At 50.4% G+C, this 25314-nt stretch carries 22 protein-coding genes and 2 pseudogenes; 22 read left to right on the top strand and 2 right to left on the bottom strand.

Features of this window, described 5'->3' with window-relative positions; genetic code table 11:
• Positions 1-159: 159 nt before the first annotated feature.
• The 10 genes and pseudogenes from NWF31_RS00700 to NWF31_RS00655 all read left to right on the top strand — a co-directional run bounded on the left by NWF31_RS00700 (position 160) and on the right by NWF31_RS00655 (position 11048).
• Positions 160-1851 (top strand): PucR family transcriptional regulator, encoded by a 1692-nt coding sequence (locus NWF31_RS00700; protein ID WP_258358576.1) that lies wholly within the window; start codon positions 160-162, stop codon positions 1849-1851.
• A gap of 266 nt (positions 1852-2117) precedes the next feature.
• The gene (allB, locus tag NWF31_RS00695; protein ID WP_258358575.1) at positions 2118-3485 is read left to right on the top strand and encodes an allantoinase AllB; all 1368 of its coding nucleotides are present in this window, start codon (positions 2118-2120) and stop codon (positions 3483-3485) included.
• Positions 3486-3659: 174 nt separating this feature from the next.
• Positions 3660-4250, top strand: coding sequence for a hypothetical protein (locus tag NWF31_RS00690; RefSeq protein ID WP_258358574.1), 591 nt, complete (start codon positions 3660-3662; stop codon positions 4248-4250).
• A 61-nt stretch (positions 4251-4311) separates the two neighbouring features.
• Positions 4312-5094, top strand: a complete 783-nt coding sequence (locus tag NWF31_RS00685; RefSeq protein WP_258358573.1) for an energy-coupling factor transporter transmembrane component T family protein — start codon at positions 4312-4314, stop codon at positions 5092-5094.
• 31 nt (positions 5095-5125) lie between these two features.
• Positions 5126-6013 carry an energy-coupling factor ABC transporter ATP-binding protein gene (locus tag NWF31_RS00680; protein WP_258358572.1) on the top strand — a complete coding sequence of 296 codons (888 nt, stop codon included), beginning with the start codon at positions 5126-5128 and terminating at the stop codon, positions 6011-6013.
• Between the two features lie 2 nt (positions 6014-6015).
• Entirely contained in the window at positions 6016-6846 is an 831-nt protein-coding gene (locus NWF31_RS00675) for an energy-coupling factor ABC transporter ATP-binding protein (protein ID WP_258358571.1), read from the top strand.
• A 190-nt stretch (positions 6847-7036) separates the two neighbouring features.
• Positions 7037-8436 (top strand): annotated as a pseudogene (locus tag NWF31_RS00670) (ISNCY family transposase).
• 125 nt (positions 8437-8561) lie between these two features.
• Positions 8562-9380: a nitrilase-related carbon-nitrogen hydrolase gene (locus NWF31_RS00665; protein WP_258358570.1), complete on the top strand. Its 819-nt coding sequence runs from the start codon at positions 8562-8564 to the stop codon at positions 9378-9380.
• Between the two features lie 15 nt (positions 9381-9395).
• Complete coding sequence (locus tag NWF31_RS00660; protein WP_258358569.1) at positions 9396-10148, top strand: aspartate/glutamate racemase family protein; 753 nt, start codon at positions 9396-9398, stop codon at positions 10146-10148.
• A 45-nt stretch (positions 10149-10193) separates the two neighbouring features.
• On the top strand, positions 10194-11048 hold the full coding sequence (locus NWF31_RS00655) for a hypothetical protein (protein ID WP_258358568.1): 855 nt from the start codon (positions 10194-10196) through the stop codon (positions 11046-11048).
• Here the strand turns inward: NWF31_RS00655 and NWF31_RS00650 are convergent.
• Entirely contained in the window at positions 11045-11191 is a 147-nt protein-coding gene (locus NWF31_RS00650; RefSeq protein ID WP_422880230.1) for a transposase, read from the bottom strand. The genes NWF31_RS00655 and NWF31_RS00650 overlap by 4 nt on opposite strands.
• Positions 11192-11214: 23 nt before the next feature.
• On the opposite strand from NWF31_RS00650, the pseudogene NWF31_RS00645 reads away from it, so the two are divergent.
• The 9 genes and pseudogenes from NWF31_RS00645 to NWF31_RS00605 all read left to right on the top strand — a co-directional run.
• A pseudogene (locus NWF31_RS00645) lies at positions 11215-11400 on the top strand (fumarate hydratase); the annotation flags it as partial.
• Positions 11401-11411: 11 nt separating this feature from the next.
• Positions 11412-11972, top strand: coding sequence for a Fe-S-containing hydro-lyase (locus tag NWF31_RS00640; RefSeq protein WP_258358567.1), 561 nt, complete (start codon positions 11412-11414; stop codon positions 11970-11972).
• A gap of 123 nt (positions 11973-12095) precedes the next feature.
• The gene (locus tag NWF31_RS00635) at positions 12096-12725 is read left to right on the top strand and encodes a corrinoid protein (protein WP_258358566.1); all 630 of its coding nucleotides are present in this window, start codon (positions 12096-12098) and stop codon (positions 12723-12725) included.
• Between the two features lie 12 nt (positions 12726-12737).
• Positions 12738-13535, top strand: coding sequence for a methyltetrahydrofolate cobalamin methyltransferase (locus NWF31_RS00630; RefSeq protein WP_258358565.1), 798 nt, complete (start codon positions 12738-12740; stop codon positions 13533-13535).
• A 67-nt stretch (positions 13536-13602) separates the two neighbouring features.
• The gene (locus NWF31_RS00625) at positions 13603-15423 is read left to right on the top strand and encodes a histidine kinase (RefSeq protein ID WP_258358564.1); all 1821 of its coding nucleotides are present in this window, start codon (positions 13603-13605) and stop codon (positions 15421-15423) included.
• A gap of 32 nt (positions 15424-15455) precedes the next feature.
• Positions 15456-17099: a response regulator gene (locus tag NWF31_RS00620; RefSeq protein WP_258358563.1), complete on the top strand. Its 1644-nt coding sequence runs from the start codon at positions 15456-15458 to the stop codon at positions 17097-17099.
• Positions 17071-18918: an ASKHA domain-containing protein gene (locus NWF31_RS00615; protein ID WP_422880222.1), complete on the top strand. Its 1848-nt coding sequence runs from the start codon at positions 17071-17073 to the stop codon at positions 18916-18918. Before NWF31_RS00620 ends, NWF31_RS00615 begins: the two co-directional genes overlap by 29 nt.
• Before the next feature lie 19 nt (positions 18919-18937).
• A complete protein-coding gene (locus tag NWF31_RS00610) occupies positions 18938-19960 on the top strand; it encodes a uroporphyrinogen decarboxylase family protein (protein WP_258358561.1) in 1023 nt (340 codons plus the stop codon).
• Positions 19961-20053: 93 nt separating this feature from the next.
• Positions 20054-20743 (top strand): LolA-like protein, encoded by a 690-nt coding sequence (locus NWF31_RS00605; protein ID WP_258358560.1) that lies wholly within the window; start codon positions 20054-20056, stop codon positions 20741-20743.
• Between the two features lie 52 nt (positions 20744-20795).
• Here NWF31_RS00605 and NWF31_RS00600 read toward each other — a convergent pair whose 3' ends face one another.
• A complete protein-coding gene (locus NWF31_RS00600; protein ID WP_258358559.1) occupies positions 20796-21509 on the bottom strand; it encodes a Crp/Fnr family transcriptional regulator in 714 nt (237 codons plus the stop codon).
• A gap of 250 nt (positions 21510-21759) precedes the next feature.
• Between NWF31_RS00600 and NWF31_RS00595 the strand changes: the two genes are divergently transcribed.
• The 3 genes from NWF31_RS00595 to NWF31_RS00585 all read left to right on the top strand — a co-directional run bounded on the left by NWF31_RS00595 (position 21760) and on the right by NWF31_RS00585 (position 25251).
• Complete coding sequence (locus NWF31_RS00595) at positions 21760-22608, top strand: thioredoxin domain-containing protein (RefSeq protein WP_258358558.1); 849 nt, start codon at positions 21760-21762, stop codon at positions 22606-22608.
• A 41-nt stretch (positions 22609-22649) separates the two neighbouring features.
• Complete coding sequence (locus NWF31_RS00590; protein ID WP_258358557.1) at positions 22650-24089, top strand: aryl-sulfate sulfotransferase; 1440 nt, start codon at positions 22650-22652, stop codon at positions 24087-24089.
• Positions 24090-24150: 61 nt separating this feature from the next.
• Positions 24151-25251, top strand: a complete 1101-nt coding sequence (locus NWF31_RS00585) for a TRAP transporter substrate-binding protein (RefSeq protein WP_258358556.1) — start codon at positions 24151-24153, stop codon at positions 25249-25251.
• Positions 25252-25314: the final 63 nt, after the last annotated feature.

Raw genomic sequence — 25314 nt, 5'->3', positions numbered from 1 at the left:
TTGCCGGTTTTATCGTTAATTTCTAAATAGGTAGATATACGCATGCAGTTTTTAAGGAATGGGGCACCTTATATGTTTATCTAAGAAGGATAATCTTCTGCCTGTGTAGAATAAATCATGAATATATCTAAAGGTCATTTTACTTTGAGGGGCAGCGTTATGGGCATGACAGTTGATGCGGCATTGCGGCTTAAATGTTTTGCTGGCGCCCGTGCTGTAGCTGGGTTACAGCACCTAGACCGCAATATTCAAGGCGTAACTATCATGGAAGCGCCAGATATAGTCCAGTGGTTAAAAGGCGGGGAATTAGTTCTAACCAGCCTTTACCCCATCCGCAGCGACCAGGTGGCCCAGGAGAATCTAGTGCGAGAGCTGGTAAGCCGGGGTGCCGCCGGCCTGGCTATCAAGACCCGGCGTTTTGTCGGGGTCATTCCGGAACCTATGCTGGAATTGGCCGACAGCCTTGGTTTGCCAATTATTGAACTGCCCATGGAGGTCAGCTATGTAGATATAATTACCAGTGTACTATCGGAGATAGTTAACCAGCAAGCTGCCAGGTTAAAGTACTCGGATGAAGTCCACAGACATTTCACCAGCTTAGCTTTAAGGGGAGGAACTTTGGAGCAGTTAGCTTTTGCCCTGGCAGGTCTGGTAGACAATCCGGTAGTCATCAAAGACCGTAACGGTCAAGTTATGGTTCAAACCTGCCAGGGTTACAGGGAGAAGGATGGAAACGAGGCAGAAGGGGAGCAGCAGCCTTTAAATAAAGAATTGAATTATTACCGGCAACCTTTATGTTTATTAGGGGCCGATGGCGAGGTCGACTGTACCGAAGTCGTAGTTCCAATTTTAATCCAGGAAGAAACTTATGGGTACCTTTGCGTCTGGGAAACCGGCAAGGTGATGCATGAACGAGATTTTATCGCCTTGGAACATGCTGCCACCGTGGTCGCTCTGGAGTTGACCAAGAGGCGGGCGGTGGAAGAGATCGAGCGCAAGTTTCAAAATGATTTTTTAATGGACTTGCTTGAAGGAAATATTGAAAGTGAAGAAACGGTATATAATCGTGCCAGTTTTTTGGGATGGCATTTGGCTGGGCCATTTATGGTTATCGTAGCCAATATCGATTCCTTCGAAGAATATATTTTAAGGAATAAAAATAAGGGTGAACGGTTTGCCCAAAAAGTCAAAGAAAAGTTTCTTGATGCTATAGCCCAAATTTTCAGGACCCATAACCAGAAAATTATTGTCGGCAGCAAAAGCGATACAGTTATTGCCCTCTACCCCGTAAACAGTACCGGGGCCGATAAGGCCCTGGCAGAAGTTAAGGCCCTGGGCGAGGCTTTACGGTTAGAAGCCAAGCGTTATTTAAAGGAAATTACTTTTTCTATCGGTATAGGCGGGCTAGCCAAGGATATTACCGGCCTGGCTTCAAGTTATAATGAAGCCCGGGAGGCCCTCCGTTTCGGGCGCATGGTTAACGGTCCGGGCAGTATGACAGCCTATTCTGAACTCGGCCTTTTTCGGCTTTTATGCCAGGTCCCTGACAGGAAGGTGCTGGCAACCTTTATCCCTTTTCCCATCAAACAGTTGCTGCAATATGATCAAAACCACCACACCGATTTAACTAAATCCCTGGAAACCTACCTTGAGGCAAATGGCAACCTAAAAGTTGCTGCCGAAAGACTTTTTGTCCATTATAAAACAATGCGCTACCGGATCGAGCGTATCCACGAAATAACAGGGTTGGATCTTGGCTGTAATAATACACGTCTGGAATTGCAGGTAGGTTTTAAAGTTCTTAAGTTACTTTCAAATGATTTAGAAAGCGCAAGCCGAGCTAGCAATTAAAACTACAAACTTTAAGGGCAGGAAAGCCTCATGCTTCTTAGTTATATTTAGTAAATAGAGATAAAAACTAAGCCAGCAATTTGGAATAGAAGGCAAAGGTAAACGAAGTTGCTAGTAGAATTCTCTCTGCTGAGAACCGAAGTAGGAAGGTGCTAATAGCTGACCTGCAAAGGTTGAGGGGTTTCACGGGAGGAGTGTATAACAGCCAAGATTATTGAATATGGATTAAATTATGGCAAAGGAAAGGAGCTTGTAACTTAATTATTATGTATGATTTAGTCGTTAAGGGTGGCCTTCTAGTAAACCCTACCGGTTCATTTTTGGGAACTATCGCTGTTCGTGAAGGTAAGATTGTTGCGGTTGCCATGGACTCTGAAAAGCTACAGGCTGGAGAGGTAATTGATGCATCGGGAAAATTAGTTTTTCCCGGAATGATAGATTGTCATATCCACTTTAATGATCCCGGGTTTGAATGGCGTGAGGATTTTATTCATGGGAGCCAGAGTGCTGCTGCTGGCGGGGTGACTACAGTTATTGACATGCCCCTGCAAAATATCCCTCCGGTAACAACTGCTGCAGCCTTTGATGCTAAAATCGCCCACCTAAAAGATAGGTCAGTGGTTGATTATGCTTTGTGGGGGGGGCTGGTAGATAATAATATCGAAGAAATGGAAGGGTTATACCAAAAAGGCGTAGTGGCCCTCAAGGCTTTTTTGAGTCCTACCACGCCCGAATATTCCATGGTTACTATCGGTTTGCTCAGGGAGGCCTTAAAGTCAGCAGCGCAAATAGGAATTATAATCGGTATTCACTGCGAGGATGCTTCAATTCTTACCCATGAAGAACAAAAAGCGCAAAAGGAAAATAGATGTAATGTTGAAGATTTTCTCGCCTCGCGGCCACCTGCAGCTGAACTTTTAGCTGTTGAAAGCGTCCTAAGGCTGATGGAGGAGACTGGAGCTAGGGTCCATATATGCCATGTCAGCCATCCAGAGGTAGCGGCCAGGATTAAGCAGGCCCAGGATAGTGGCTTGCCGGTCACTGCTGAAACCTGTCCTCATTACCTCGTTTTTAGCGCTGAAAGCTTAAAGGAAAAGGGGCCCCTATTAAAATGCGCCCCGCCCTTACGCTCAAGACAGGATGTTGCGAATTTGTGGAGCTATCTTGTTAATGGTACTATCAGTTGTATAGCCTCAGATCATTCCCCATGCACCTTAGAAGAAAAAGAAATAGGTGCCAGCAATATTTGGCAAGCCTGGGGAGGTATTAGTGGAGTGCAGACAACCTTTCAAATTATGTTTAATGAAATGGTTCATAAGCGCAACCTCAAACCAGAGTGCCTGGCAACCGTATTTTCATATAATCCAGCCATAACCTTTGGGTTATATCCCAGAAAAGGAAATTTATATCCGGGCGCTGACGCAGATTTGGTTATCGTTGATCCTCATTACTCTTGGGAAATTACACCTGATGAACTTTTTTATAAAAACAAGATATCAGCTTTTGCAGGAATGCGCGGCAAAGGAATTATTGAACAAACTTTGGTCCGGGGCCAAACAGTATATGCCAGGGGTCAATTAAAGGCCAAACCGGGATATGGTGCCTTTATTAGTCCATTAAGACCATCCATTTAGAGAATTGACCCAAGAGACACCCAAGAAAAAATAAATTATGAATTATGTTGAAACAACATATTGTACTTGGGTCATTTGAAAATTGATTTTTTAACCGGCTTCAGCTAATGAAAGGAGGGTCGTAGGTTATTTGCTGAGCCGTTAAAAAATAAAAAAATAAGAGGGGGGTTAAAAATGCCAGAAGTTACGTTGAAGACGCAAGAAGTTCCGCAAAAGAGAATGTCCTTTGTAGGGGATGTCAGTACCAGAGCCATTGTTACCGGTGTGTTGCTGGGTGTTTTAATGGCGGCTTTAGAGCAGGTTGCCGAGAGAATTGATACCATTGCTTTTGCCGGCGCTTTCCCGGTATTCGGAATCATCGTTGCTAATACCATGGGTTTAATAGGCGTGTTGACCTTCGGTTGGGTTGGTGGTATTTTGGCTGAAGAAATCAACCCCATCGTTGCTGTAGCAACAGCCACAGGTCCCTTGGCCCCCTTATGGTTTGTTACCAACTTTGCTCAGGTAACTGGTGCCCGCGCGGTAATGTATATTATCGGTAAAAAAACCGAGGACCTGTCCCTTTGGGAAACGATTTTGATATGTGCAGGCGGGACATTGTTGAATTCCATGGTCATGTTCCCCGTCCAATTACTTTATTTCAATATGCCGCCTAAGGTGATTGCCTTTATGGTTGTTTTAACCTTCGCGGTAGGCGCTATTATTCCAGCCTTTATCGCCCGGAAGGTTTCCATTGCACTTAGGAGGTCAAGGTTGGCAGCGTAACTATTAGAAGAATGCGGGTGGGAGAGAATTTACTCCCACCCGCTGATTAGGAGGCAAACCCATGAAAATGCTATATGAATACAGCCTGATGAAAAGCCCCATTCATCGGCTGGATCCCCGCAATAAAATTATTGTGACCTTATGCGCCGTAATTCTTTCTCTGGTTTTAACTGATGTGTGGGCCCTGGGAGCATTATTTTTAGTACTGGTTCTCTATGGTATGGTGGGCAAAATCACCCCTCTTGACTACTATGGTCTAATTTCACTTTTAGTGCCGTTTTTCATTTTTATCACTGTTATCCAGATTATTTCATTTCCAGGAGGCTCTTTGCTTTTCAATATAGGTCCTCTAGCTGTAACGTCGCAAGGATTTTTTAAAGGCCTACAAATTTCTTTAAGAGCCTTAACCCTGGCAGTGTCGTTCGCGCTTTTGATGATGACAACCCATCCCACTGATATTACGGCGGCAGTTGTAAAATGGGGCATGCCCTTCCGTTACGCTTATATGCTGGGTTTTGCTCTCAGGTTTTTACCGCTCTTTTTTGAGGAGTTTGCTAAAATCAATGAAGCCCAGGCTTCACGGGGCCTTGATATAAATAAATATGGTATTGTGTCTAAAGTTATAGCCCTACCTTCCCTTTTGTTACCCCTGACAATGAGTGCTTTCCGTAAATCTGGGGATATAGCCATTGCCTTAGAAATGCGGGGCTTAAGCACGGCTTCTAAATATGGACGGACTTTTTTACGTAAAGTTGAATTTAGACCTGCCGACTATATTGTATGTTTTTTCAGTGTCGGATTGACTATTGTTATGATAATCGCTCGAGTAACCGGGCGCATCTAAATTGCTGTTAAACGCGCGGGAGGTGTAATGTTTGACGCAAGAAATTGTTATTGAAACTAAAGATCTACAGTTTGTATATCCAATGACAACTGAACCGGTGCTAAAGGGGATTAACCTTACGATAAAAAAAGGGGAATTTATTTGCATCACTGGTCCTTCCGGTGCCGGCAAAACAACTCTCTCCCTAGCCCTTTGTGGTGCGATACCGCACCTGGTAAACGGTGACATGTCAGGTGAAGTTTTTGTTAAGGGTGTTTCTAGCAAGAAAGCCCATATTGCCGATCTCTGTAAGCAGGTGGGAGTAGTATTACAGGATCCGGAGGCTCAACTTTTTAGCTTATCGGTTTTTAGCGACGTTGCTTTTGGCCTTGAAAACTTTAAATTTCCCCCAGAAGAGATTATCAAACGAGTCGACTGGGCTCTTGAGGTAGTAGGTATGCAAAATTATAAAGATCGTTCCCCCAGTGCCCTTTCCGGGGGGCAAAAACAGCGGGTAGCCATTGCTTGTTCGTTAGCCATGGGACCCGAAATTCTTGTTTTAGATGAACCCACCTCTGAATTGGACCCCATGGGCAGCGAAGAAGTTTATGCAGTACTCAATAAGCTTAATCAACAAGGTGTAACAATCATTCTGGTTGATCAAAAGGTAGAGTTAATAGCCCCCATTGCCGACAGGATTATTTATATGCGTGATGGACAAATTTTAAGCGATCGGGAACCCCATCAATTTTTTGCTGAATACCGGGATCAATACCTTAAAGGCGAGAAGATAGACTTCTTTATCCCGAGCGTAACGGCCTTATCTTATAAGTTATTTCAAAGGTTTGGAGCAAAAATGGATCCTGTACCCATTTCGGTAGAGGAATTTATAACCAGTTACCAGAAGTGGGAAGCTTCTTTAGCCGAAGGGAATGATTAAGGATGATTGAAGTCAAGGACTTACGCCATGTTTATCCGGGTGGGGTAGAAGCTCTTAAAGGGGTTTCCCTAACCATCGAGAAAGGCGAGTTTTTAGCTATTATCGGCCAAAATGGCGCTGGTAAAACAACATTATGCAAGCATTTTAACGGATTACTACGGGCTACTTCAGGACAAGTCCTGGTTGATGGTATGGACGCTGCCAGGACAAAAATAGCCGTATTGGCTCGTAAAGTTGGCCACGTCTTTCAAAACCCCGATCATCAAATTTTTTGCGATTCGGTCTGGGAAGAGGTGGCCTTTGGCCCTAAAAATATTGGCCTGAAAGGCCAAGAATTGGAAGAGGCCATCACCTCTTCCCTGGAAGCTGTCGATCTTTTATCTTTTAAGGATCGCCATCCTTATTCCCTGAGTAAAGGGCAGCGCCAGCGTTTAGCCTTGGCATCTGTCTTAGCCACCAAACCGGAGATCCTGGTAATTGATGAACCCACAACCGGTCAGGATTACAACCAGGCAAGACAAATTATGGAGATAGTTAGACAAATTCATTTAACCGGTCGCACGATTATTATGGTCACCCATGATATGGATATAGTGGCTGAATATTGTCACCGGGTTATTGTCATGACCCAGGGCCGCATTATCATTGACGGTCCAACGGCAACAGTTATGTCTAATTTTGACGTACTCCGGGAAACCCACCTTAACCCGCCACAGATTACTTTAATAGGAAAGAAATTGGGATTTGAAAAACCCTTTTTAACTATCGACGAAGCTTTTGCTGAGATCGAAAAGAAACATGCCGGTAAATTTAATTATAAAAAGGCTATTTAGTTCCCCCTGAAAAAGTCCAGGGATAAAAGTTTTAGCGTCTCAGGAAACCGAATAGTTTTTTAACAAAACAGAAGGAGTTACCATCCTCTGGATCGAATCTTGTAAGTACGAGAAAACAAGAAAACCCAGAAGGAGGAACTCCCATGATAATTATTCGCCACATCGCCTCCATTTCCTGCGGGGTGAGCACATGTTAAGGCTAAAAGATCCGCAACTCACCCTGTGGGATGCCCTGTTGCCAGCTGAGGTGATAGAACTAAACCCAGAACTGGCCAAGGTGGATGAACTCCTGGATGACGATAGGTTTATGGCTCCATTCATCAGCCGGTTTGAGGCGCGCCTTGGCAGGCCAACTATCCCTATGTAAACCTACCTGCGCCTGATGTACCTGAAGCACCGCTATGGCCTGGGCTATGAAGTTTTAGTCCAGGAGGTAAATGACAGTATTAAGTGGCGGCGTTTCTGCCGTATCCCCTTAACCCAAAAGGCACCCCATGCTACAACTTTGATTAAACTCACCAAACGCTGTGGCCCCGGAGTGGTAGAAGAAATCAATAAAGCCCTCCTTCAGGAAACCCGGGAGAAAAAGATTATCCGGGGAAAGAAGCTCCAGGTAGATACCATTGTAGTCGAAGCCAACATTCATCATCCTACGGATGCCAGCCTTCTAGCCGATGGAGTACGGGTTATCACCCGTACCGTGAAAAAGATCAAGGAAACAGGTCTAGCCATAGCAGATGCATTTCATAACCGGCAACGCTCTATTAAAAAACGCATCTATGAGATCAATAAAGTATTGAAACGCCGCAGTAACGAAGTCTATCAAGAAGTCCGGGAAATTACAGGCGCCATTCTTAAAACCACCCGGAAGGTTATTACCGAAGCTGCCAGTATTGTCAGGGAGGCCAAGGATACCCTCCAGCAACAAGGGGATCAAGTTAAAGGGAAAACCCTTGCCCTGGTCCAGATGTTAGAAGAAACTATCAGCCGCACGGAAAAGATTGTAACCCAAACGGCAGCCGTCCAGGAGGGGAATTTGCATCTTCCCGACCGGGTGGTAAGTATCTTTGACCCTGACGCCCGGCCCATCATAAAGGGTAAGGCCAATGTCCCGGTAGAGTTCGGCTACAAGGTGCTGTTACAGGAAGCGGAACACAAGATCATCGCCGGCTATAAGGTGTTGCGGGGGAACCCCGCGGATGACACCTTACTCCTTGGCGCAGTGGAGGAGCATATTAAGACTTCCAACCATCCACCCCGTGCCCTTGCTGCCGATAGAGGTTTTGGGGGTTCAGGGAACGAAAAAGGTTGCCATCAACTTGGGGTAAAGCAGGTCAGCTTGCCCCGGAAAGGTAAAATCAGCAAAGCTCGTAAAGCATATCAATCGCAGAGCTGGTTCAAACGTCTCCAACGCTGGCGCGCTGGAGGGGAGGCTACTATTAGTCTTCTGAAGCGCAAATATGGATTACGCCGTAGCCTTTTCAGGGGATATGAGGGTACCACCACTTGGGTCGGTTATGGAATCTTGGCCATAATCTCCACAAGTTGGCACAATGGTATAACAAGATGGGTAAAGCAGTTGGAGATTAACCCGGTCTACAGTCCAGAAATATCATTTCCCCTTAAGTGATGCAAAAAGTTTACTTTTTCAGGGGGAACTATTTAGGTTCTAAAGTGAGATAATCCGCAAGATAAAAGGTAAGTGGGTGAAATATATGCCAAGGAAAGTTACCCTGGGGCTAATTCAGGCCGATACCGAGATCGGTAATGTTAAAGCCAACGTCGAGAAAGGGGTAAAACTCATTGCGGCAGCTGCAGCTAAAGGGGCTCAAGTAGTAATTTTACCAGAGCTCTTTACTACCGGGTATAACACTAGTATTCTTGGCCCCAGGTTTATCCAGCTGGCGGAAAATATTAATGGCCCTTCTATTACGGCCTTTGCCGCAGCAGCTAAAGAGAATGGTGTCTACGTTATGGTGGGATTTGTCGAGGAACGCGGTGTACCAGGTGTGGTATATAACTCGGCAGCTTTCATCAGCCCTGAAGGTAAGGTTATTGATTCTTATGCCAAAACCCACCTTTGGGGTGGCGAAAGGATATATTTTGCTAAAGGTAATAATTTCCCTATCTACCAAACTGAGTATGGTCTTTTTGCACCGGGCATTTGCTATGATGTAGGTTTCCCAGAGGTGGGACGGCTATATGCTCTTAAAGGCGCTGAACTCATGCTGGTAATTTCCGCTTGGCGCATTGAGGACGCGGATATTTGGGAAAACAATTGTATCGCCCGGGCAACTGATAATCTTTTCTTTGTGGCCGGTTGCAACCGGGTAGGTTATGAAGATAACCTGCACTTAATCGGTAAAAGCAAAGTCCTGGCACCCCGGGGCCATTATGTTGCCCAGGCGCCGATGGATAAGGAAGACATCTTAATAGCTACTATCGATCTGGATGAAATAAAGGAAGCCCGGCGCGAATGTCTTTACATGATTGACAGGCGGCCTGAACTTTACGGCCCCTTAGCATCTCTATAGATGGCTGGAAAGGGAATGGCGATTGTGAAATTAATGCTCATCAACCCCAATACCAATGCTCAGATGACAAGGACCATTGAAGAAAGTGCCCTGCTTTGCAAGTCTTCCACGACAGAGATCAAAGCAGTCACCAACTCTACTGGTCCTGTATCAATTGAAGGACATGTCGACGAGATGGTGAGCACCCCTGGAGTGCTTGAGATTATTATGGGGGCTCGTGAGATATATGACGCTTTTATCATTGCCTGCTATAGCAATCATCCAGCGATCAATGCCGCCCGTGAACTAACTGCGAAACCGGTTATCGGTATTTGTGAAGCTTCACTGCTTACGGCATGTTTACTTGGCCATCGCTTTAGTATTGTAACTACTTCACCCCGTTGGCAACCAATGTTAGAAGAAGCGGTGCGGGTGTTTGGCCTGGAAGCACGTTGTGCCTCAGTCAGGAGTTCCGGGCTTGCCGTTTTGGATCTGGAGCGGCTGGGAGCCGCGGAAGTAGAGGATGTTCTTGAAAGGGAAAGCCGCAAGGCCATCGCTGAGGACGGCGCTGAAGTTATTTGCCTTGGTTGTGCCGGTATGGCCGGTTTTTCTCAACGGTTAAGGCAATCTCTGGGTGTCCCCGTGGTAGACGGTGTTGCCAGCGCTGTAAAAATGGCGGAAGGATTATATGCCTTGGGGCTGCAGACCAGCAAAGTTGGTATGTTTCGTCCTTTAGAACCTAGAAAAGTAATTAACATGAACGGACCGATGCTGGAAGCGTACGGGTAGGAAAAGGATTGATCTTTATTATCAACAGGATCAGGAGGCCATGCCATGAGAAAAGTTATAACCCTCAAGCCAGAGGCTTCAAAGCGCTTGATCGCCAGGTCTATCTCCAGGCTCCCTGCTGTGCAAAAGGCATTCAGTGAGGGCTATATAATCCTTTCTTTAGGTACTACCTGTGGGTATATTGTAGAGGAACTTTCTGGCAACTCAATCCCTCGCAGTAGGTATGCCTGCGGCTACATCTCAAGTATGGGGCCCTGCCTCCTTGGTCCGGGAGAGCAATTCCGGCTTATTGTTTTTGACCATGGACAGATGATTCAACTTAACTCAAAAGAAGACAGCTTGGATTTTAGCGAGAGCCTGATTAAATACCTGGAGAAAATGGGACCAGGCGATATCTTTATCAAAGGCGGTAACGTCATGGATTCGTCTGGGAAGGTTGCTGTTTTAATCGGAGGTCCGGAAGGCGGGGAAATCGGTACAGCCCTCCCCTATATTGCCCGAGGTGTTGGTTCAATTGTGCCTATGCTCGTTAGCAAGACCATGCCGGGTAAAGTTGATGATATACTGGAAGCCCTAAAAGAAGAAAAGGTCACTAAGGAATGGTGCGATGCCGAACCTTATGATGTCATTATACTGCCCGGGAAAGTCATAACTGAGATTGAGGCTATCAGGTATCTTTTTGGTATAGAAGCCTTACCATTAGCCTTTGGTGGTATCGGTAGTAACAGGGGTGCGACTACCTTCCTGCTCTGTGGACCTGACGCCAAGGTTGAAGCTGCATACGCTTACTTACAAGCAATCAAAGATGAGTCTCCGTTACAGGAAGTCAAGAACCTTGACTGTTACAACTGTCCGTCCTATACCTTCCTACGAAAGAAGCAAGGTAGGTTCCTCACTTAGATGTAACAATTTAAAGGACCTGGCAGGTTGCCAGCAATGAGATAAGAGATGGTAATAAAGTTAGCCTTATTACGATAGCCACGAGCCTTTTCTTTTCCAGCTTGTAGTAGACTATTAGTGCCCTCAAGGAGACAGTTAGAAATACGCTGTTAAACCAATAAACCATGTTGCCGAGCTGGAAGAAGAGCTGCTGGCGGCCATCAACGCCACCGGCATCGGCCCTCAGGGCCTGGGGGGAAGGGTAACAGCCCTGGATGTCCATATTGAAATCTACCCCACCCACATCGCATCTCTGCCTGTCGCCGTCAACCTGCAGTGCCATGCCGCCAGGCATGCCACCGCAATCCTGTAGGAGGTGGGCCTGTGCTCAGGATAAAGACGCCCCTGGATGAGGCGACGGTCCGGAGTTTACGGGCCGGGGACCAGGTTTTAATCAGCGGTACCATTTTAACCGGCCGGGATGCGGCCCACAAGCGTATGGTTGAAACCCTCCGGGCCGGCGGCGAACTGCCCGTGGAACTTCGCGACCAGATTATCTATTACGTCGGCCCCTGCCCGGCCCGGCCCGGCAAAGTTATCGGCTCGGCCGGCCCCACCACCAGCGGGCGCATGGACGCCTATGCACCGCTGCTCATCAGGGAAAAGGGCCTGCGGGGGATGATCGGCAAGGGCGGCCGCAGCCCGGAAGTAATCCGGGCCATGCAAGAAGCCTGCGCCGTCTATTTCCTGGCCACCGGTGGTGCGGGGGTCCTCCTGGCCCGGCACATTAAAAAGGCCACCGTCGTTGCTTACGAAGACCTGGGGCCGGAGGCTATCTATTGCCTGGAAGTTGAAGAATTCCCGGTGATTGTGGGTGTTGATTCCCGGGGAAATGACTTATATAGCATCGGGCGGGCGAGGTATCGTCGCGAGCTTACCGTGTAAAAAAGCAATTTCCTCCAGGGCAAGAAAGCAAACCTTTGGCAAGAATTTAGCCTTGTAGCGTAAGTAATCTTAAAATAAACTTAAAAATGAGCCAACATTAATATTTTAAGGAGGCAAGGCGAAATGGCAGTCCTGGAGGAACTCAAGGAAGCCCTGATGGCCGGTAATGCCAACAAGGTCAGGGAACTGACCCAGAAGGCCCTGGATGAGGGCATTGCCCCCACCACCATAATCAACGAAGGCCTCATTGCCGCCATGAATATTATCGGCGTCAAGTTCAAGAACAATGAAGTTTACGTGCCGGAGGTCCTGGTGGCGGCCCGGGCCATGCATGCCGGCATGGACGTGGTCAAACCCCTGCTCGCCGGTGACGCCCTGGAGGATAAAGGGACGCTGGTCATCGGAACGGTGAAAGGCGACCTCCACGACATCGGCAAGAACCTGGTCATCATGATGATGGAAGGGGCCGGGTTCAAGGTAGTTGACCTTGGTATCGATGTGCCGGTAGAAAAATTTATCCAGGCAGTAGAAGAGCATAAGCCGCAACTGGTCGGTATTTCGGCCCTGCTAACCTCGACCATGATGCAGATGAAAAAGACTGTCGAGGGCCTTGCAGCTTACCGCGATAAGATCAAGATCATGGTCGGCGGCGCCCCGGTTACCCAGAAATTTGCCGATGAAATCGGCGCCGACGGTTATGCGCCCGACGCTGCTTCCGCCGTTGATCTCGCCCGCCAGCTGCTGGCTTCGTAGGGAGGCCGGGGGATGCTGGTTGTCGGTGAACTGATAAATTCCAGCCGTAAAGCCGTCGCCCAGGCCATTGCCGGACGCAATAAGGAATACATCCAGGAACTGGCCAGGAAGCAGGTTGAGGCCGGCGCCCACATTATTGATGTCAACTGCGGGACAAGCATCGGCGAAGAAGACAAAGTGATGACCTGGCTGGTCACAAGCGTCCAGGAAGTCGTTGATGTACCCTTATGTATCGACAGTCCCAGCGCTGAAGCCCTGGCGGCCGGCCTTGCGGTCCATAAAGGCCAGGCCATGATTAATTCTATCACGGCGGAGAAGGAACGCTGGCAGGAAGTCCTGCCCCTGGTGCAGAAATATAAAGCCAAGGTCATCGCCCTCTGCATGGATGACGGCGGCATGCCGGAATCGGTAGAAGATCGCCTGCGGGTAGCCGGTAAACTGGTTCCGGGACTCCTGGAGGCCGGGATACCGGAAGACGATATCTACCTCGATCCCCTGATCAAGCCCCTGGGGGTTAACAGCCGGTACGGTGTGGAAGCTTTAGAGGCGGTGGCGGCATTAAAGGAAAAGTACCCTAAGGTTCATACCATCTGCGGCCTTTCCAACGTTTCTTTCGGCCTGCCGGAGCGCCGGTTGTTAAACCGGGCCTTTATGGTTATGTGTTTAACGAGGGGGATGGATGCCTTTATCCTCGATCCCCTGGATACGCTCCTGATAGGCCTTTTGAAAGCAGCCACGGCCCTGGCCGGCCAGGATGAATATTGCCTGGAGTACATTGCCGCCGCCCGCGCCGGGAAAATTAAAGCTTAAGCCCAGCATAAAACGGCCGCAGGCAGGGAGATTACCTGCTACGGTCGTTTTTATTAGGAGGAAAAATATGTCTTTTTCCCTGGAAAATTTAGTCCAGGCTGTAATCAACGGTAACGCCGCCCAGGTACGGGAAGAAGTTAAAAAGGCTCTGGCCGCGGGGGTAGACCCGGCCCGCATCATATCCGACGGCTTTGTGGCCGCCATGGATGTGGTGGGAGAAAGGTTTGAACGCAATGAGATTTATGTCACCGAACTGATTATTACCGCCCGGGCCATGCACACTGGTATGAAGGAACTCAAGCCTTTCATGGTGACCGGCCAGGTGCAGCCGGTGGGGCGGGCTATAATCGGTACCGTCCAGGGGGACATCCACGATATTGGTAAGAATTTACTCGGGATAATGCTCGAGGCGTCGGGGTTTGAAGTAATTGACCTGGGCGTCAATGTTGCCCCCAGTACCTTTGTTGAAGCGGTGATTAAATACCAGCCGGACGTCCTGTGCTTGTCGGCCCTCCTTTCTTCTACCCGCAGAGCTATGGGTGAAACCATTGAAGCCTTGCAGGAGGCCGGCTGGCGGAGCAAGGTTAAAGTGGTGGTAGGTGGTACGCCCCTCAATGAGACTATTGCCGCTAAAATGGGGGCCGATGGCTACGCTCCCGATGCTACCGCTGCCGTCCAGTTGATAAAAGACCTTATCGGCGCCGGCCAGAGGCGCCGGGCGGTCCTGGCGCCGGCTACCCTGGATTTATTTTTTGGAAAGGGTTCCCTGGAAGACCTGCAACGTGCCTTTACCTCTATGATCGGTCTGCATCTGGTCATGGTGGATGCCGCCGGCAGTCCTTTAACCCCCTTGGGGGGGTTCCTGGAATGCTCCCGGCATTGCCATTTACTCCAGGGAATCCCGGTGAAAGACGTGGATGTTACCACCCTGGCAGGTAATTTTAAGGAAGCTTTTATATATCGCTGCCATGCCGGCCTGGTGGAGATATCCTATCCCCTGGCAAGTGAAGACGGCACGGTGGGAGCCGTCCTCTGCGGCCACTGCCTGTTGCAAGATGATCCTGCTCCGGAGCAGTTGCAGGCAGCTGTACCGGTGCTTTCCCTGAAGGATCTGGAAGCCGTCTGCAGTCTTCTCTCCTTTGTGTCCGGGCAGATCATGCAGCTCAATGCCGTTTTACTGGTCAATAAAGAATTGGAAGAGCAGCGCGCCAGCTTTATCCATTTCCTGAAAAGACAGCACCAGCTGGAGCAGGCCCTTAAGGAGGCCGAACTCAAGGCCCTCCAGTCCCAGGTTACTCCTCATTTTCTATTTAATTCTTTAAATACCATCGCCCGCCTGGCCCTCTTTGAGGGAGCGACAACTACGGAAAAAATGGTACGCGCCCTGGCCCGTCTCATGCGCTACAGCCTCTACCAGGTCAAAGAAACGGTAACCCTGGCCGAGGAGGTAGCCGCCGTGCGCGACTATCTCTTTATCCAGGAGACGCGTTTTCCGGGCCGGGTCCGGAGCCAGGTGCTAGTAGAGGATGATGTGCTAGACGCCCGGGTGCCCTGCATGATCCTGCAGCCCCTGGTGGAAAACGCCGTCATCCACGGTCTGGAGCCAAAGGAGGACGGAGGCACAATTACCCTTTCCGGCCGCAGGGTGGGAGAGCAGGTGCATATAGAAATAAAGGACGACGGCGTTGGCATCCCCCCTGAGGTCCAGAAGGCCATTTTCGGCCTGCAGGTGCGTGGCAGCGGCAAGGGCCAGGTCAGCGGCCTGGGTATTGTTAATATCTACCGTCGCCTGCAGCATCAATTCGGCGGCAACTGCGCCCTGGATGTTGCCAGCACGCCGGGAAAAGGGACCTGCATCCAGCTCAGTTTTCCCTATACTAAAGAATAACTTTGTGTTTATGAAGGAGGCCGTATCCGGTTTTGGCAACGGAAATTAAGGTCCTGCTCGTTGATGACGAACCCCTGGAACGCCAGGCCATACGCTTTTTGCTGTCCAGGGAACGTCCCCATTACCAGGTGGCGGCGGAAGCAGGAAACGGTATAGAGGCCGTAGAGCTGGCCTCAGTTATAAAACCGGATATTGTCTTCCTGGACATCAGGATGCCCGGTATGGACGGCCTGGCTGCCGGCCGAGAAATCCGGGCCTTATTGCCGGAAGCCAGGCTGGTTTTCGTTTCCGCCTACGGTGAATTCGACTATGCCCGGGAAGCGGTATCCCTGGGTGCTTCCAAATATTTATTAAAGCCGATGGACGGGGAAGAGGTCATCAAACTCATGGATGAACTGGCTTTCTATATATCCGCCGCCCGCCGGCGCCGGCAGGAAACAGCCCGCCTTAAAGAGGCCCTGGAAAAAATGAAACCCCTGATTCGCCTTGGTTTTATTATGGATCTGATTAATGGCAATATAACGGCAGGCGAGGCGGAAAGCCGCGCCCTTTTCCTGGGGGTCACTTCCCTGCCGCGGCTGGCCCTTTTGGTAGATATAGATAATTTTGCCAACTTTGCCCAGGATGGAGCGGAGATTGAACGGCAGCTCTTAAAACAACGGGTGAAGGAGTGCATTGAAAAGGCGGCGGCTACCTGGCCCGGAGCCCTGGTGGCCCCGGTCACCGGGGACGAATTTGCCGTCCTCCTGCCCCTTGAACGGGCGGGGAAGGAATATGACGCCCGCCGGGACGCCATCCGCCTGGGTGAGGCCATCTGCCGTCAGGTACGCCGGGAGACGGGGGTGACGGTGACCGTCGGCATCGGCCGTCCGGCTGAGAGCGTTACCGGTCTGGCCCGCTCATATGCCGAGGCGGCGGCCGCCGCCGAATTCCGCCTCCTTTACGGCGGTGACCAGGTTATCCATGCCGACGATGTCGCCGCCCGCTCCCGGGCCAGGCGTTTCCTGCCGGACCGGGAGGAACAGGAGCTGGCCCAGGCCATCCGCATGGGCGATCGGGAACTCGCCCGCCGTCAGGCCGGCAGAATTTTAATGGAACTGACCCTGGAAGAAGAACGCCCTTCCCTTTTGAAGATGAAAATCCTGGAGCTAGTGGCCCTGGCGGCCAATGCGGCCCTGGAGGCCGGGGCCGATGCGGAAGCCGTTTCCGACCTTACCCTGGCCGCCAGCGGCGAATTTTTGCACCTGGATAACCTGGCGGATATGCGGCAGCGCATCCTGGAGCGCCTGATGGAACTGGTAGATCAGGTGGCGACCAGCCGGGAACAACGCAATTCCGTTCTTATTGAACGGGCAGGCAGGTTTATCGAAGCCAACTTCAGCCGCGACCTCACCCTTGAGGAAGTGGCCCAGCAGGTATATTTGAGCCCCTGCTATTTCAGCCGCCTCTTCAAACAGGTAAAGGGTCAGAACTTTATCGATTACCTCACCAGGGTGCGCCTCAGGGCGGCCAAGGAGCTGCTGCTAAACACCGACCTGCCGGTGGCGGCGATTGCCGAGCGCGTCGGCTATCATGACGCCCGCTATTTCGGCCAGGTGTTTAAAAAACAGGAAGGGTACACGCCCGGCGTGTACCGCAAAATTGGAGGTGCGAAATTTGCAGGAAGTACTGATTGATTTCCAGCCGGTGGGGCGGCGGGCGCAGGTTAAAAAAGGCCAGACTATTTTAGCCGCGGCCCAGCAGCTGGGGCTGTCTCTGGGAGCCGGGGGCCTGACGGCGCCCTGCGGCGGCAGGGGCCTGTGCGGCCGTTGCCGGGTGCGGGTAGCCGCCGGCGATGCCGCTGAGCCGACGGCGGCGGAAAAGCGGTTTTTGAAACAGGAACAACTGGAACAGGGATATCGCCTGGCCTGCCAGGCGGTCATCCAGGGACCGCTGAAAGTAGAAATTCCACCGGAATCCATGCTTGGCGTGCAGCAGCTCCAGGTCGAGGGATTGGACGTCGAAATCGTCCCGGAAGTCCCGGTTAAAAGGTATAACCTGCCGTTGGCCCGGACGACCATAGAGAATCCCCGGCCCCTCTGGCAGCAGGTGGCCGCGGAACTGGAAGCCGCTTACGGCCTGGAACGGCCGGCAATAGACTTTGACCTGGCGTCGGCCACGGCACCCATGGCGGCCGGCGGCACCGCAACGGTGACGGTACGCAGTAAAGAAGTGATCAATATTTACACCGGACGGCCGGCACCGCCGCCCCTGGGCCTGGCCGTCGACCTGGGGACCACCAAGGTGGCCGGTTTTCTTATAAATCTGGAAACGGGGGCTACCCTGGCCGCCGACGGGATCATGAATCCCCAGATTGCCTACGGTGAAGATGTCATGGCCCGCCTGGGCTATGCCATGGAAGGGGAAGAGGAATACCAGCGCATTCAAGAAGTGGTTATTGAGGGATTGAACCGCCTGGCCGCCACCCTGGCCGATAGGGCCGGCGTTACCACGGCGGACATTGAAGAAGCCGTCGTCGTGGGCAACACGGCCATGCACCACCTGCTGTTGCACCTGCCCGTGGAGCAGCTCGCCCGGGCGCCCTATGTTCCGGCCCTGACAACGCCGGTGGAAGTAAAGGCCCGGCGCCTGGGTTTGAACTTCAGCCTGGGGGCCTACGTCTATCTAACGCCGGCGATAGCCGGCTTTGTCGGCGGCGACCACGTGGCCATGATCCTGGGCAGCCGCATCGACGCGGCAAGGAAAGTAACCCTGGGCTTGGACATCGGCACCAATACGGAGATCGTATTAAGCTATGGCGGCAAGATGCTTTCCTGCTCCTGCGCTTCCGGCCCGGCCTTTGAAGGTGCCCACATCGCCCAGGGAATGCGGGCCATTACCGGGGCCATTGCCGCCGTGGGGTTAAGCGACGACGGCCGGGAGGTGTACTGGGAGAGCATCGGCGGGATGCCTCCGTTGGGCATCTGTGGCTCCGGCATCCTGGATGCCGTAGCCGAACTTTACCGTACCGGTGTCATTAACGCCAATGGGCGGCTGGATTTGAACCATCCCCGGGTTAGGCGGCCTGCCGGGGGCGGGCCAGCGGAATTCCTGCTGGTGCCGGCAGAGGAAACCGGCATTGCCAGCGACCTGGTGGTAACCCAGAAGGATATAGGCGAGATCCAGCTGGCCAAGGCAGCCATTGCCAGCGGTACCCTGCTCCTTTTGGAAGCAGCGGGCCTTACGGTGAATGACCTGGAAGAAGTAGTGGTCGCCGGGGCCTTTGGCACCCACCTGAAGGTGGAGAGCGCCATTACCATCGGCATGTTTCCCCAACTTCCTTTAAGCGCCTTCCGCCAGGTAGGCAATGCCGCCGGCACCGGGGCGCGGCTCGCCCTCCTTTCCATGGCCGAAAGGCGGCGGGGTGAAAGAATAGCCCGCGAAGTGGGCTATATCGAACTCATGACCCGACCGTCTTTCCAGGATGTGTTTATGAAATCCCTGCTGTTACCGTAACTGTCGGAGGCGAGCTACCGTGAACCACATTGAACGGGTGCGGGCGGCCCTGGCCCGGAAACGACCCGACCGGGTGCCGGCGGGAGAATTTGAGCTGGAACCAGGGCTGGCAGCCGCCCTTCTGGGCCGTGAAGGACCAGGCGGTTTTATCGAGGAGGCGACCGCCCGGGAGCTTCTGGGCATGGACCTCCTGGCCGTCACTCCCCGGGCGCCGCTTAAGGACGAGGGAAATGACTGCTACCGGGATGCCTGGGGCCGGCGGCTACAGTGGCGGGGGGGCCTTGTTACCGTCGAAACCCCTGCAATTGCCGACCTCCGGGAGGCGGCAGGTTACCGCCTGCCTCCAGCCTGTACCTTTGACCTCCTTCCTATAAAACGCTGGCGGGAGGAAACGGATTTCTTCGTTTTCGCCTTTGTCGACGGGCCCTTTCAGGGCACCGGCAAGCTTTTTGATTTTACGGGATTTCTCCTGGCGGTGGCTACCGGTAAAAGGGCCGTCGCCGAGCTGGCCGCCGCGGTAGTCGACTTTAACATAGAACTGGCCCGCCTTTGCGTCCAGGCCGGGGCCCATGCCCTGATTATCGGTGACGACATCGCTTATGAACGGGGGACGTATATCCGCCCGGCCCTGTGGCGGGAAACCTTTTTACCCCTTTTGCAACGCCAGGTAGAAGCCATTAAAGCCATGGGCGTTCCGGTCCTTTACCACTCCGACGGTAACCTGCAGGCCGTATTGCCCGACCTGGCTTCAATACCCCTGGACGGCATCCAGGGTCTGGAGCCGGGCGCCGGCATGGATATTGGCGCTATAAAGAAGGAATACGGCGGGCGCCTGTGCTTGATGGGCAACTTCGACTTGAACCTCCTGGCTACAGGTACGCCGGAAACCATTACGGCGGCAGCACGGCAGCTCCTGCTGGCGGCGTCGCCCGGCGGGGGATATATCTTTTCTACCTCCGGCGGTATCTTGAGTGCCGGCTTGCCGCCGGAAAATGTCCTCGCCCTTTACCGGGCAACAGCCGAGTATGGCGTTTACAGATAGCCTCGCATGCTTTTGTTGCCAATAATCCCCAGGTATAAACCTTCCCGCCTGCCATATCAATTAAATAGGGATGCTGGCAGGAAGGTGGTTTTATTGGTTAAAAAATTTTTGCGCTGGCCCTTCATCCTGTCCTTAGTAATCGTTCTGGCCCTGGTGGGGGTCTGGTGTTATTCCTATTACCTGCGGGAAATAAAGGTTGAACCCATGGAACTGATTGTCAAGGCCCTGGATACTACCAACCGGGCAACCAGCTACCGTTTCCACGTCGAGGCAAGCCTTATAACCGGCGGCAATAAAATAGACTTAAGCAGCCTGGACGGGGAGAGGGGTTATGACGGTAGCCTGTATTTAAAGGGCCAGATGACCGGCCAGCCGGTGGAGATCTACCAGGTCGAAGATACCACTTATTTTCGCGACCCGACCTCTAAACGCTGGATGGTTACGCCCGGCAACAACCCCCTGGAGCAGGAAAAGTATATGGCGGAAATCAATCCCCTGTCCATTTTGAAAATTACCCGGGTGGATGATTTGAAGTTTCTTGGCCGCCAGAAAAAAGTGCCGGGAAGGCCCTACCTCCTCACCTGCCGGCCCCAGGTCAACAACCAGTTCTTTAACAGCTACTGGCAGGACCCTTACTACCAGTTGTGGGTCGAACGAGGAAGCAACTACATCCGCAAAGTTTCCCTGGAAGCCGCTCACCGCCAGCATCCCCAGGATAAACTCACCATGACAGTTGACTTCTATGATTTTAACAAGCGCATCAACATTAAAACGCCCCAATAAATAGCCCGGAAGGGCAACCTATTGAGGCGGTTTTTTTGTGGCCAGTATGAAATTATTCCCCAAAACCATATTTTCTTAACTTGTCCCAGTTATCAACCACTATTGTTCCATCTGGGAGGGTATGGATAATACCCTCTTCTTTTAAATGGGATATGGCATTGGTAACGGTGACCCTGTGAACTCCAGCGAGGTTTGCCAGTTCATGATGGGTAAACTTTATACAGGTGTTTATTTTCTGCTTACTACTGGGGTCAAGGAGTAAGCAATAAAGGAGACGGCATAACTTTTCTGTTGTGTTACGGAAGGCCAGATCTTCAATCTGATTAGCTAACATGCGGGATTTAAGGCTAACTGATTTAAGAAGCATATAAACGAGACCTGGTCTGGAAAAGAGCTCGTTAAGGTGATGTTTATGGATAGATATTGCTTTTACATCTTCCATGGCTAAAGCATTGAAAATTACCGGTTGACCATGAAAAAAAGCCTCATCCCCAAAGAAGCAGCCGGGGCTTACATATAAGACCGGCTTTTCTGATCCCCCACGACTTAGAAGGGTATATTTTACTATGCCATCTTGCAGGTAGAAAAAACGATCAACACGTGTTCCTATCCCGATAATTATCCTATCTTTTTTGTAGTGACAAAATGTACCAATTTTCTTGATAAATACAAGCTCTTCTTCATAAGAGATATTATTTGATTTCAAAAAATCAGCATTAATCCAGGGTGAAGTTGTAAGAAAAACTTCCATGTTTTGGCTTACCATCATGTATCTCCCTTAATAATTATTTTTATATTACCCTTGGGAGATCTATCTTTAGCCTATAAAATATTATAGAACGCAAAAGTTTTAGGATCAAGGTAAACAAATTTTATATCTCCAAAAATAAAATTCAGGGGTATGTAATTTAGATTACAAGCACCTGGTTAACAACCTTGTTAAAATAACAATAAGGACAAACAGATTATGTTGCCCTGGCTTTAGAGGAAAGCTTTATTAGGGGGGGATCGGGTATTTGTGTAACACAATCTTTACAGTTACGGGCTGTACCCGTTGTAAGATTGTTAAGGCTTTCATGAAGGAAACAGGTATTGCTTTTGTGGAGAAGGATATAAAAGCAGAAGGAAAGGATGAATTCCAGCAGTTTTATACATCCAACCGAAAGAATATATATCGTGGTGCTGATGGAATAGAATTCCCTATTTTTACTGATGGGAACATAATCCGCCAAGGGATTGGTCCTGTACTAGCTTATCTTTATTCTGGAGAAAAACTGGATGGTTATTTTAGTGTTGGTACTCTACATCGTGAGTGGGTAGACGGGATACACATTTCTTCTGGTAATCCTGGGTATGCTGAAGATTTTCTAGCAGTTTTACGCTATCTAAAAGGTAATTCTATGAAACTAAAGTTGGATACGGATGGCAGGAACAGTTATATTTTACAGATGGTATTAGACCAGAATTTAGCGGATCATGTTGTTATGAATGTCCTTGGCCCGCCAGAACTTTACAGCAGGATTTTGGGAGAAGACGTTGATCTACAGGATATAGAAAAAACTATTTCCCTGGTACCTCAATTTCCAGAATACCAATTTCAGACAACTATCGTACCGGTAATTCGTCACAATAGGGAACCGGCAGATATTAGCTATATGACGCCTGAAGAAATCGCCCTTACCGCCAGCTTTATTGAAAAGGTAACAGGAAGCAAGAAACATCCTTACCTCATAAGAATGTTCCAACCCAGGGAGGCCGGGGATAATCGTTTAAAATCATTGGAAGCAATTGATCCCAAATTGCTTTTCACTTACAGAACAGCGGCAAGGTCTTTTCAGGTATTCGCAGATTTAGAGCGCCAGTAATAAAGCAAGGGTACTATGACCCGGATTTAAGGAGGATTACGATGACCTATCCGAGTGTTTATCCCACAGGGGTTACCATTTATAACCCAGAAAAATGCTGGAACGGCTACACCGTTTTTCAGGCCAGGGAGCTGGGAGCGCTGGTAATTGACATGAACGGCGCCGAAGTCCAGCTGTGGAAGGGGCTGCACGGCTTTCCCAACAAGCTTCTCCCGGGCGGTTACGTGATGGGAAACACCGGGGAAAGAAATAACGCCTACGGCATGCAGGATCAGATCGATCTCGTACAGGTGGACTGGGAAGGAAACATTGTCTGGAGGTTCAACAGGTACGAGTATATTGAAGATCCCGGCGAGAAGCCCCAGTGGATGGCCAGGCAGCATCATGATTACCAGCGCGAGGGCAACCCGGTGGGTTACTATGTGCCCGGCATGGAACCGCGGGTTGACGGGGGGAACACCCTCATCCTCTGCCACAAGAACCTTAAGAACCCCAAGATATCGGATAAACTCCTGCTCGACGATACTATCATCGAAGTCACGTGGGAAGGCGACATCGTCTGGGAATGGATATGCAGCGATCACTTTGATGAATATGAGTTTAGTGAGGAAGCCAAAAACATCCTTTGCCGGGATCCCAATATGCGCCCTTCGGGCGGCGGCATGGGCGACTGGATGCATATCAACTCCATGTCGGTCCTGGGCCCCAACAAGTGGTACGACGCCGGCGACGAGCGTTTTCACCCGGACAATATAATCTGGGACGGGCGAGAAACAAACATTATCGCCATTATCGACAAGAAGACGGGAAAAATTGTCTGGAAGCTAGGTCCCGATTACAATGCAAAAGAAGTGAGGCACCTCGGCTGGATTATCGGCCAGCACCACGCCCATATGATCCCGCGGGGTCTGCCGGGCGAAGGAAATATTCTAGTGTTTGACAACGGCGGCTGGGCCGGATACGGGGCTCCCAACCCGGGCGCACCTAAAGGTATAAAAAATGCCTTGCGCGATTATTCGCGCGTGCTGGAGATCAACCCGGTAACCCTGGAGATTATCTGGCAGTACACACCGGTAGAAGCCGGGTATGTCCATCCAGTGGATGCCAACCGCTTCTACAGCCCGTTTATCAGCAGCGCCCAGAGGCTGCCTAACGGTAACACCTTAATTACAGAAGGATCGGGGGGCAGGATTATAGAGGTGACCCCCAAACATGAAATCGTTTGGGAATACATCAGCCCTTACTGGGGCAAGATGCTGCGGTTGAATATGATTTACAGGGCCTACAGGGCGCCATATGAATGGATCCCGCAGCTAGATCCTCCGAAAGAAGTACCCGTTGAGCGAATTGATGTAACTACCTTCCGTGTCCCTGGCGCTGCTCCGATTGAGCGTTTAAAAGAAACCGTCGTTGAAGGCGTTTTGCCATACCAAGGAGATACTGCTCTTTGTGTTGCTGCCGGTGACGAGCTGGATAAATAATTTTTTAAGGTTAAAAGGAAAGTGGTTACAATTTATAAATTAATTTTAAGGGGGTAGTAGTATGAAAAAAATGCCAGTATTTATCTTGGTGGCAGTACTGAGCTTGAGCCTTATTTTAGGCGGTTGCGGTGGGGGAAAGCAACAGCAGCAACAGCAGTCGTCGGGAAGCAGTACTTCAACTGCCCAAGTGCAGGAATTAAACTTTGCCAGTGCCTATATGGAAACACATCCCACAGTTGTCAATGCTTTTAAACCTTGGTTGAAATCAGTTGAGGAGCAGAGCGGCGGTAAAGTAAAATTTAATTTTTACAATCAAGGCGCCCTCTGTCCGGATAAAGACGTATTTGATTCTGTTGTCAGCGGCATGGTGGACATAGGCGGGTCGTATTGCGGTTATTATCCAGGCAAATTCCCATTAAATGAAGTAATGGAGCTGCCATTAATAGTGCCCGGCGCCGAAGCAGGCAGCCTGGTGACGTGGGAATTGTATAAGAAATACCCCGAATGGCAGAAAGAATTTGAGGGCGTTAAAGTGCTCTGGCAGTGGACAAGTGCTACCTATCAGCTGCATACCACGAAGAAGATGGTTAAAACCCTTGAAGACTTGAAGGGTATGAAGATTATCGGCTGGTCGCCCAAAATACTTGAGATCATCCGTTCGTTAGGCGCCAACCCCATCGAAGTGTCCGCAACAGATACGTATTTAGCTTTGCAGAGAGGCATGGCGGATGGCGTGATGTGCCCCCTGGCACCGTTAAAATCATACAAGATCAGTGACGCCGCCAAATACCACACCATCGTAGACGTCTGCGTCGGGCCGTTCTTTATGGTAATGAATAAAGAGAAATTTGCCGGCCTGCCGGCGGACGTCCAGAAGGTTATTGACCAGACCACCGGTGAAAAGATGGCCCAGCTTTGCGGTAAGACCCTCGATGAGGGAGCGGTCAATGACTCTAAATGGCTCAAAGATAACGGGCATGAATTCTACGTCCTGCCGGAGAATGAGAGAGCCAGATGGTTTGAGGCCGTAAAACCGATTCATGAAAAATGGGTTAAAGATATGGAAGCTAAAGGTTACACCAAGGCAAGAGAAGTCCTGAACGAAGCGATCCGCTTGGGAGAAGAATTCGCCAAAAAGACTGGCAGGGGATACCGCGAATAGTAAGGTGATATAACCCAATGGCAGATTAGCGGTCAAGTTGGCCGCTAATCTGCTTGCAGGGAA

This window comes from Neomoorella sulfitireducens (genome assembly GCF_024733845.1).
Classification (GTDB): Bacteria; Bacillota; DSM-521; order Neomoorellales; family Neomoorellaceae; genus Neomoorella; species Neomoorella sulfitireducens.
This window is presented reverse-complemented; position numbering and strand designations above follow the sequence as displayed.